At 60.9% G+C, this 9,695-nt stretch carries 8 protein-coding genes and 1 CRISPR repeat array; of the genes, 6 read left to right on the forward strand and 2 right to left on the reverse strand.

Translation table 11 applies throughout. From position 1 onward, the window contains the following. Nucleotides 1-65: 65 nt before the first annotated feature. Nucleotides 66-1,292, reverse strand: coding sequence for an SPOR domain-containing protein (locus tag NW816_RS09865; RefSeq protein ID WP_414409030.1), 1,227 nt, complete (start codon nt 1,290-1,292; stop codon nt 66-68). A 130-nt stretch (nt 1,293-1,422) separates the two neighbouring features. After that, on the reverse strand, nt 1,423-1,890 hold the full coding sequence (locus NW816_RS09870) for a hypothetical protein (protein ID WP_414409031.1): 468 nt from the start codon (nt 1,888-1,890) through the stop codon (nt 1,423-1,425). A 111-nt stretch (nt 1,891-2,001) separates the two neighbouring features. Here NW816_RS09870 and recJ point away from each other — a divergent pair, with 111 nt between their 5' ends. The 6 genes from recJ to NW816_RS09900 all read left to right on the forward strand — a co-directional run bounded on the left by recJ (nt 2,002) and on the right by NW816_RS09900 (nt 9,095). Beyond that, nucleotides 2,002-4,623, forward strand: coding sequence for a single-stranded-DNA-specific exonuclease RecJ (gene recJ, locus NW816_RS09875; protein ID WP_414409032.1), 2,622 nt, complete (start codon nt 2,002-2,004; stop codon nt 4,621-4,623). Then, nucleotides 4,613-5,278, forward strand: a complete 666-nt coding sequence (locus NW816_RS09880) for a metallophosphoesterase family protein (RefSeq protein ID WP_414409033.1) — start codon at nt 4,613-4,615, stop codon at nt 5,276-5,278. The genes recJ and NW816_RS09880 overlap by 11 nt, the downstream gene beginning before the upstream one ends. A gap of 73 nt (nt 5,279-5,351) precedes the next feature. Then, entirely contained in the window at nt 5,352-5,945 is a 594-nt protein-coding gene (gene rdgB, locus NW816_RS09885) for an RdgB/HAM1 family non-canonical purine NTP pyrophosphatase (protein WP_414409034.1), read from the forward strand. A 165-nt stretch (nt 5,946-6,110) separates the two neighbouring features. Beyond that, nucleotides 6,111-7,253 carry a hypothetical protein gene (locus NW816_RS09890; RefSeq protein WP_414409035.1) on the forward strand — a complete coding sequence of 381 codons (1,143 nt, stop codon included), beginning with the start codon at nt 6,111-6,113 and terminating at the stop codon, nt 7,251-7,253. Between the two features lie 22 nt (nt 7,254-7,275). Continuing rightward, complete coding sequence (gene tmk, locus NW816_RS09895; protein WP_414409036.1) at nt 7,276-7,920, forward strand: dTMP kinase; 645 nt, start codon at nt 7,276-7,278, stop codon at nt 7,918-7,920. Between the two features lie 197 nt (nt 7,921-8,117). Further along, on the forward strand, nt 8,118-9,095 hold the full coding sequence (locus NW816_RS09900) for a CHAD domain-containing protein (protein WP_414409037.1): 978 nt from the start codon (nt 8,118-8,120) through the stop codon (nt 9,093-9,095). A 72-nt stretch (nt 9,096-9,167) separates the two neighbouring features. Beyond that, nucleotides 9,168-9,654: a CRISPR direct-repeat array (repeat unit 36 nt; unit sequence GTTTCCAATTTCTAGGGATCCCCCCGAAGGGGGAAC). Nucleotides 9,655-9,695 lie beyond the last annotated feature (41 nt).

Raw genomic sequence — 9,695 nt, forward strand, 5'->3', positions numbered from 1 at the left:
GGTCGAAGGTGGGATTGTTCTGGAGGGGAAGGGGGAGAGCGTTTGATGGCGGAAGGGGGTCTCGGCTACTCCGCAGGCAGGATGCGGGCATTGAACCCCGCTTCGACCAGAGAGCGCCGCACCTGTTCGGCGTTGGCCCGTTGCCGGTAGGTGCCCACCTGAATCACCGAGCCCCGCAGGAAGGCATCGGGGGCAAACTGTTGCAGCTTGGGTAGGGCCTCTTCCCCTGCCTGCACCACCACCCAAAATCTGCCGGCACCTTCTTCCCCAGGAGGGACAGCCTGAGCAGCCGGGGAGGAGACGGGATCTGCTTGCAGAAGAGGCTGAGAGCGGCGCAGATCGGCGGGGAAGATCCCCGCTTCGTAGCCTTGGCCGGCCAGGTAACGCACCTGATCAGCGGCAGCAGCAGGGTCGGCGAACCCACCCGTGCGCACCACCCGCAGGTCATCGTAAATCAAGGGCAGGGATCCCTCTAGGAGTTGTTTTAGCGCAGGCCATTTCTCCCCGGTGGGATCGGCCACCAACACCCAATAGCGTTCCCCTTGGGCGGGATTGGAGATGGGATCCTGGCCAGCATTTTCTCCTACCAGCGACACCGCCACTGCCGGTAACCCCTGAGCGGTTAGCCAGCGGGCTTGATCCTGGGCCAACGACAGGCGGGAGAAGGTTCCCGTTTGCAAAGCAACCTGGCCGCGGTACTGCACCACAGTGGCTCCTGGAAAGAAGCGGCGCACCCGTTCTTCCAAACGGGGATCACCGGTGGGGTTGGGCACGTGGGTGGCAAAGGGACGCTGGGGATCCAAGGGCGGAGCGGTTGGCGTCGGCGGCACAGAGGCTTTTGAGCTGGCAGCAGGGCGGCTGGGTGCTGCTTGGGCAGGAAAAGCAGGGGGCAGAGGGGGATCCGTCTCTTGGCGGCTCACCACCCGCACCGATAACCCCAGCCGTTCCAAGTCGGCCTGACGGCGTTGAGCATGGCTACGGTTGATGAACGTCCCCGCCAGAATGAAAACCTGCCCATCCCCTTGCACAAAATAGGCATCCGGCACCTGGGTGCGCACCTGAGCCAACTCCGCCGCCCCATCCGCCAGTACATGCACTTGGTAACGGGTCAGGGCCAAAGCAGCCGGCAGGACGTTCCCATTAACGGCGTGGAGCACAAGGGCAAAGGCCGCCAGGGATCCGGCAAAGAGGATCGGTCGCGCTGGCAACAGGGGTACGGAGCATTTCAGCCAGCCGTAGTCCTGACGGGTGTTGCACATGGGATCCATCTCCTCTGGCGGAATTGGCGGCAACTCAGACCCCTGCTGGAATGCTGCAAAGACACAGCCCAGACCGGCTCACAAGGGAAACGCAGATTTAGTGCATCTCCAGTATAGACAGGCCGGCAAGACTCTATCGCTATGGCTTGTTGGGGAGTTTGCTTCAGGGGCGACGGCGGCGCCGTTCACGGCAGCGGGATGGAGTTCTTGCAACAAGGGTGCGGGATCCCCCCAGGGCAAAGCGGATGATCTCCGTCTTGTACTGCTGCGAGCCCTCGGTGTAGCGGGCAAGCTGAATGGCGGATCCCTGGCCGGAAGGAAGCAAGAACCGTTCGTGACAGTGGTGGGGGGCACCCTCTGGAGTTTCGGCTTCGAGGGCGATGAAAAACCGCAGACGCAGCAGCACTTCCAACTTGGACAGGTGCTCGGTTTGCTCTGGCACCAAGCGACCCAACGAGATCTGTAGGCGCGGCCTGCGTTGCCGGGATCCGGGGCGGCCCCAAAGCTGCCGGGCCAATGTCCACAGAGAGGTCTGCAAGGACTCCGTCCCGCTGACGCGCTCGGGAGATTGAACCAACAGCTTCAAGCCGGTCAGCGGGTTAAGGCCATAGGTAAGCAGTAGAGAATACATCGACAGCAGGGAAGAGCAGAGGAGCGTTTTGGGTTAACGTCAAAAGGATAGCCCACATGCCAACTGTAGCACTGCCTACCCCCTGTCCCCATCCAAGCCCTACGCTTTGCTATGGCCGGGATCCCTGCTCAACGCTGGCTGTTTCATCCTGTGGACAAGTTGACTGCCCAGAGCTTGGCCGAGGCAGTGGGGATCTCGCCCATATTGGCTCAGATCTTACTCAATCGCGGGCTCTCCAGCCCTGCTGCCGTGCAGCAGTACCTGCAGCCGGATCCCGCCCACCTGCCTCCACCCAGTCAGGATTTTGCCGATTTGCCCCTGGCGGTGGACTTGCTGGACGGGGCGATTCGCCGACAAGAGCCCATCGCCATTTGCGGCGACTACGATGCCGACGGCATGACCAGCACGGCCCTGCTGCTGCGGGCTTTGCAGGACGCTCCAGTGCATTACCGCATCCCCAGCCGCATGACGGAGGGCTATGGCCTCAACAGCCGCATGGTGCAAGAGCTGCACCGAGAGGGGGTGCGCCTCATTCTCACCGTGGACAACGGCATCTCCGCCCACGAGCCCATCCAACTGGCCAAAGCTCTAGGCTTGACAGTGATCGTGACGGATCACCACGATTTGCCGCCCCAGTTGCCCCCTGCCGATGCCATCCTCAATCCCAAGCAGCTCCCGCTCTCTTCCCCCTATCGGGGGATGGCCGGGGTGGGAGTTGCCTACCTCCTGGCCCAAGCGCTGGCCGAGCGCCGTGGTGATGGCCATCTGCAGCGGGTAGCCCTGGAACTGTTTACCGTGGGCACCATTGCCGATTTGGCGCCGCTGACAGGGGTTAATCGTCTTTGGGTGCAGCAGGGGCTGAACCTTTTGCCCACCTCCCAGGTGGCAGGGATCCGCGCCCTTCTGCAGGTGATGGGCATGCAGGGATCCCTGGAGGGGCTGCGGCCTGAGTGGATTGGGTTTGGCCTGGGGCCCCGCATCAACGCCGTTGGGCGAATTGGCCGGGCGAGAATGGGGATCCAGTTGCTGACCACCGACGATCCCCTGCAAGCAGAGAAACTGGCCCGCCGCTGCGAACGGCTCAACCAGGTGCGGCAGCAGATGTGCGGGCGCATCGAGGCAGAAGCCCTCGAGCAAATTGCCCAGCAAGGCCGAGATCTGCAACAGGAGCGGGTGTTAACAATTTTGGGATCCCCTCAGCAGAAATGGCATAAAGGGGTGATCGGCATTGTGGCCTCGCGGTTGGCAGAGCGTTTTGGCTGTCCGGTGTTCATCGGCAGCCAGTCGCGGCAAGGGGAGATCAGTGGCTCGGCGCGGCAGGGGATCCCCGAGTTTGACGTGTTTCAAGCGTTGGAGTTTTGCAAGGATCTGTTCACCAAGCACGGCGGCCACCCGGCTGCCGGGGGATTTAGCCTGAAAGCGGAAAACTGGCCTCTTCTTGAAAAACGATTGCGGCAGTTTGCCCAACAGCAGTTGCAGCCGGAGCAGATCCAGCCGCTGGTGCAAATCGATGCCGAAGTGTCGCTGTCAGATCTCACCCTTGACCTCTATCGAGAGCTGCAGCATCTGCAGCCCTGTGGTATCGGCAACCCTGAGCCGGTCTTCTACAGCCGCAACCTGCAGGTTCTGCAACAGCAGCGATTTGGCCCAGTTCCCGGCCACCTGAAGCTGCTGCTCCGGGATCCTGCTCTCCCTACGCAACGCTCCCATGGGTTACGTGCTACTCGGACGGAGTCCTCTTGTCCGGGCAGGAGCGACTCAGCCGCCAAAACCCCCAGTGATGACCGCGGAGTGGCCAGCATCACCGATGCGTTGGTGGGGATCACAAACGCGAAGCCCCAGCGCCCTCTTTGGGCCATCCGTTGGCGGGGAGCGGAAATCTATCCGCTGCCAGAGCGAGTTGATGTAGCCTACACCCTCAAGGCCAAAACATGGCAGGGAGAAACCCAACTGGAGCTGGAAATTCTCGGGATCCAACCTGCCCAAGAGGCTGCCACTGCCGGCAACCCCCCTCTCGAGAAAACAGCGCCCCGCACCCCTGATGGGAGCAAGTCTCCCATCTCCCCCGCCTCTCTGGATGCCACTCCTCCCATGCCCAACTCCAAGCCCTCGACTGGCTCCCAGAGGGGGACAGAGCCCTCACCTCTGTTGATCTGGCGCCCCACCCCCCAGCCCACCCAGCCTTTGCGTTGGCAAGCTGTAGACCGATTTTCTGTCCTCTGGCCTCAGGCGCAGGGAACCATCCTGTTCTACGGCTTCCGCCGCCCCTCGCTGGTCTTGTCTTCTCGGCGGTACCTGACTCTCCACTACGACCGTCCCCAAGCCGGCCACCGCTATGATCAACTCTGGTTGTGGAGCTGGCCCCCTTCTCTGGATCACCTCAAGTGGCTGCTCTGTTGCACCCCCAGCAGCGAGCTGTTGATTGCCGTCCATCAGCAAGCGGTGCCCCTGCCCTCCGCTGCCAGCTTGCAACGCCAGCTCCGCCAATACCTGCAAACCCGCAGCCAGGTGGATCTGCTGCGCTTGGCCCAGCAGTGGTGGCTGTCTCCGGCAGTGTTGGTGGCAGGATTACGCTCCCTGGGGTACGCCTGCCCAGATTTTGGCCCCACGGGATCCCTCGGCGAAGAACTGGAAGCCCAGCAAGCTTGGTACAGCAGCTCCTGGCAGCAGGTTGCCGCCCTGCTTCAGCGATCCCACCTGGATTCTTCTGCTGCAGAGGCCCATGGGGATTAAACTGCTGCTCGGCTCTGACTACCACGGCAGCGCTCGGCTGATCCGGCAGGCCCTTGCCCATCTGCCGGAGGTGGATGCTTACATCAACTGCGGGGATTTCTGTTCCAAGGCCGGCAAACCTTCCCGCAAGGCCACCCAGGGCTTTCATCCGGCAGCCCAAGCAGAGGTGGTTCATCTGCAATCCTTTTTGGCGGCAGTGGAGAGCCTGGGCAAACCCTGGCTCTTTTTACCTGGCAACCACGATCCAGCAGCTTCGGTTTTGAATTCGCTGGTTGGCTGTTGGGGGCGGGCCATCACCCAGTCCTGCTGCTTTGAGTGGCTGGGGTTACAGGTTTTGGCTGTGCCCTGGACTCCCCCCTGTGGTTGGAGCTGGTCTCTCACCTCCGCCCATTTGCAGGAGCTGCTCGCCCTCTACAGTCAACCCCCCCGGCCCATTGACCTGCTGCTCACCCATGCTCCGCCGCGAGGCTTTTTGGATGAAGGCGGGAAGTGGTATCACCGTCGCACACCCACCTTGCGCCCCCTTTTGGAACAGGTGCAGCCCCGCTACTACATCTGCGGACACATGCACTGGGATGGGGGCAAGGTAGAGCGGTGCGGATCCACACTGGTGATCAACACAGCCCTGCACAACATGGTTCTCGAGATCCATTAGGTAGGGATCCCTTGAGTCGTCTTCCGCCTCCTCAGCTTTCCGCTACATCCATACGATTCGTAGAAACCCTTCCATGCCCCGTCCTTTGATCTTGGCCAGCAGCAGCCCTGGCAAATGGCGCGAGTTCAACGCCTTCTTCCAGACCCATGCCCCCACTTGGGAGCTGCGCCGCATGCCTTCAGCAATCCAGGTGGAAGAAACCGGCACCACCTTTGCCGAAAATGCCCTTCTCAAAGCCAGAGCCGTGGCCAAGTCTCTGGGGGAGTGGGCCATTGCCGACGATTCCGGCCTAGCGGTAGAAGCCCTTGGCGGCGTCCCTGGGATCCACTCGGCTCGCTACGCCCCCAGCGACGCTGCCCGCATCGAGCGGTTGCTCAGGGAAATGGAAGGGATCCCAAATCGCCGAGCCACCTTTCACTGTGCCATCGCCCTGGTAGATCCCCAAGGTGAGGTACATGCCCTGGTGGAAGGGGTATGTCCGGGGGAGATCTTGACCCAGCCGCGGGGAGAGGGAGGGTTTGGCTATGACCCGCTGTTTTGGGTGCCCGAAGTGGGACTAACCTTTGCCGAGATGAGCCCAGCTCAAAAAGAGGCCGTCGGCCACCGGGGCCGAGCTTTGCATGCCTTGAAGGCGCAGTTGCCTCCCCTGGAGAACCGTTTAGGCTAGCTTGGATCCTAGGAAGGTCACCGGATGTCCTGGCTTGGGAGCTGCTAGGATACACTCGTTGCTTCCCTTTGGGGAAGTGGAATGAATGGAAAGAAAAGAAGAAATGAATGGAAAGAATGGAAAAAAGGTCTTGCCTTGGAAGCTGAGGGGAGCGCTTGAAAAACCATGAGCTTTTCTGAGTTTGAGGATCGGGATCCCATCGCAGCGGCGGAACGGACTGCTGGCCGGGATCCCAGCCGCTATGCTCCAGATTCTGCCGGTGAGGAAGCCGCGATCTCCTCGGTTTCAAACTCTGGTGAAGGAAGGGAGCGCCAAGGTCGTCGTTCTCCACCCCCTTTGCCGGAAGAGGGCTCAACCTTTGCAGGCGCAGAAGATTGGCTGGATGAGGAGAATGGGCGAGATGGTCACAAGGAGCCCACGAGAGGAGCTTCTTCTCGCCCTTCTGACCGCTCGAACGAAAAGAGGGAGCAGAAAGCCGCTGCGGGATCCCCCAAAGCTGGTGAGCGCCCTGGGCAAGCGCTAGTTCCCCGCCGTTCTGTCTCCGGCAGCCGAGGTTACGACGGATCCGCTCGTTCCTCTGCCTATGTTGGCCGGGGGGAATCCGGCTACCGCAGCGACTACAGCCGTTCCGCTCCTTATGGCTACACCTCCGGCTATGTTGGCGGTGGAGGATATGGTGGTGGTGGGCGAGGTGGCAGCTCCGCAGGGGGAGTGTCCTCCTCTGGCCTGACGGTGGTGGTGGTTGTGGCCCTGTTGGCCTTTTTCGGGGGATTCGCTATCCGCAACATCTTCGCCGAGAGAGGCGGCTTTGACGATGAGCGCCCCATCCGCGCTGCCAATGTGCCCGCAGCCTTTCGCGATTTTTGCTTTGCCTATAACGGCACTGCCTCCTTTACTGTGGTGCAACTGACCAGCGTTTCTGCTCTGACCATGGCCTCAGTGCCCGTTTACAAGATGGATACTTGCACCATCCCCGTCAGCCAAACGGCCAATGCCCTCCAAGCTTTGGGCATCCGCGGCCGGGCCAACACCTTGGGCCCCCAGCTGGGGGGATCCAACCTCACCCTGATCCAGCTCCCCTTGGCCAGCAGCTTGGCGCGCGCCGTGTACAGCCAGTTTCCTGGCTTGGCCGCTCAAGGCAACGAGGCGCAGGTCTTGTCCCAACTGGAAACCACCATCAACAACGCCCTGCGCTCCAACATCGAAGGGCTAGCCCTGCAAAGCCTAGAGCCCACCAACATCCCCGACGTCTACGTGATGGTGCCAGGGCACTCCTTCAACTTGCAGCCTCAACTCAACCTGCGCTAACCCTCCTGCAGAGGATGACGGTGTGTTCATCACCCTAGAAGGCGGGGAAGGGGTGGGCAAAACCACCCAGCAGGCCCTCTTGGCTGAGCGGCTCCGGCAAGAAGGCTATGCTTGCCTATGTACCCGCGAGCCGGGGGGCACGGCGCTGGGAAAGACACTGCGGGATCTGCTGCTGCACGGGGATCCCTTTAGCCCTCTGGCGGAGTTGCTCCTGTACGCGGCGGATCGGGCTGAACACGTGAGCAAAGTCATCGCGCCGGCTCTGGCGGCAGGGCAGGTGGTGGTTTGTGACCGCTTTACCGATTCCACCCTGGCCTACCAGGGCTACGGTCGGGGGCTGGACTTGGAGAAGATCCGCCAGCTCAACCACTTAGCCACCGGCGGGTTGCAGCCGCACCTCACCCTGTGGCTGGATCTCCCCCCAGAGGTGGGGCTGGCGCGGAAGGCCTCCGGCCCGCTGGCGCGAACAGGGTCTTGCGACAAGCTCGAACAAGAACACCTGGAGTTCCACCGCCGCGTCTACCAAGGGTTCCAGGCTCTGGCTGCCGCAGAACCACAGCGGATTGTCCGCATTTCAGCCCAGGGATCCCCGGCAGAGGTGGCTGCCCGCCTCTGGTCAGTGGTCGAACCCCGCCTACCACTTGCGACAGCAGGCCGGGAGCCCTAGACTCTGTTCCGCTGACGGGAATGGCGCGACAGGCCAAAGCTCGCGACAGTTTCCCTGGCCACAGCCTGCTCGGTTTACCAAGGTTAAGATTAGGTTAAAAAGGAAGAGGCGGGGGTAACCTCAAGCTAGGCTGGATGACCTATGTGAAAAGAGCCTGCTGCCCTCTTGGTTCTCGTTTTGGGTAGAGGAGACTGGCTGTGGACGCTGTTGCTGCTGAGCTGAAAACCGATCGCGTCAGCGGGACGGAGTCCTTGCACTTGACCTTGCCCTCATCTGCGCCCTTGCCAACCGTGGCCGCCTGGGCCCACCAGCTGTTGAGCCAGCAATGGCAGCGGCTGCAGAAACACGTAAGGCGAGTTCTGGCTCAGCATCCAGAGGCGGCAGAATCTCTCCACCAAATCCGGGTGACCCTGCGCCGTATTGGCACTTGGGTGCAGGTGTTTCAGGGATCCGTCCGGCTGCCCAAGCCTCTCAAGCCCAAACGCCTGCAAAAGCTGGCCAGTGCTTTGGGCAAGCAGCGGGATCTGGACGTGCTGCTGGAAATCCTGCAGGAACCTTGCTGGGAAGGGATCCCGGCAGCCCAGCAGGCAGAACTGGAGAAGCTAAAACAAGATCTGCAGCAACGTCGAACCCAAGCCGAGAAACGCTCCCGCCGCATTCTTGAAGATGCTGACTTCCTGGCGTTTCAAGCTGCCTGCGAGCAGTGGCTGGCTCACCCCCGCTATAAGCCCCAGGCGGAGCTGCCTTTGCCGGAAAGCTTGCCCCACTTGCTGACTCCCCTGCTGGCCCAGTGGCTGCTGCAGCCAGGCTGGCGGATCCCTGCTTTCCCCGCAACGGAAGCCCAGGCTGAGCAACTGCACGAGCTGCGCAAGGCCACCAAACGGCTGCGCTATCAGGTGGAGTTTTTTGCGCCCTTTTACGGGGAAACCATGCAAGATTGGATAGCAACCCTGAAGTGCTTGCAGGATCAACTGGGCCGCTTTAACGATTTGCAGGTTTTGCAAGGCGAGCTGCCTGCAGACTCAGACCTACAAACCCTTCTCCAGGAACAACAAAAACTAGCCCTCCAGGAGTGGCCTGAGCACCAACAGCGCTGCCTGGCCTCTGCCGAGCAGCACCGGCTTTACTCTAATCTTTTCTCTGTTTCCAATTTCTTTCCAACTGGGGATCCCTAGGTTTCCAATTCTATAGATCCCCCCGAAGGAAAAACCCCGCCTTATTGGCGGGGGATTTTTTGTGGCTATAGGGTTTCCAATTTCTAGGGATCCCCCCGAAGGGGGAACTGTACTCTACGAGAACGAAAAACTGGCCGCCTACGGGTTTCCAATTTCTAGGGATCCCCCCGAAGGGGGAACAGGCCGACTGCGAGGACAACTTCCAGGGCACTGAGTGGAACGGGTTTCCAATTTCTAGGGATCCCCCCGAAGGGGGAACGGACTGGGAAGACTAACTCGCACTTCACACCAAAAACCCTGTTTCCAATTTCTAGGGATCCCCCCGAAGGGGGAACAATGACTAGCAAACAATTGAATATAGGCCCCATGTCCGGTTTCCAATTTCTAGGGATCCCCCCGAAGGGGGAACAAACCGCACTATGAACCACCACGGCTCATAGTGAAGGAGGGTTTCCAATTTCTAGGGATCCCCCCGAAGGGGGAACACTCGATGATTGGGAGGCAGAGGCACTAACATTCTTTGGTTTCCAATTTCTAGGGATCCCCCCGAAGGGGGAACCAGCGACACGGATGGTGCCGCCTCTGTTCTTACTCGTTTCC

It is taken from the genome of Synechococcus sp. W55.1 (assembly GCF_047461655.1).
Lineage (GTDB): Bacteria > Cyanobacteriota > Cyanobacteriia > Thermostichales > Thermostichaceae > Thermostichus.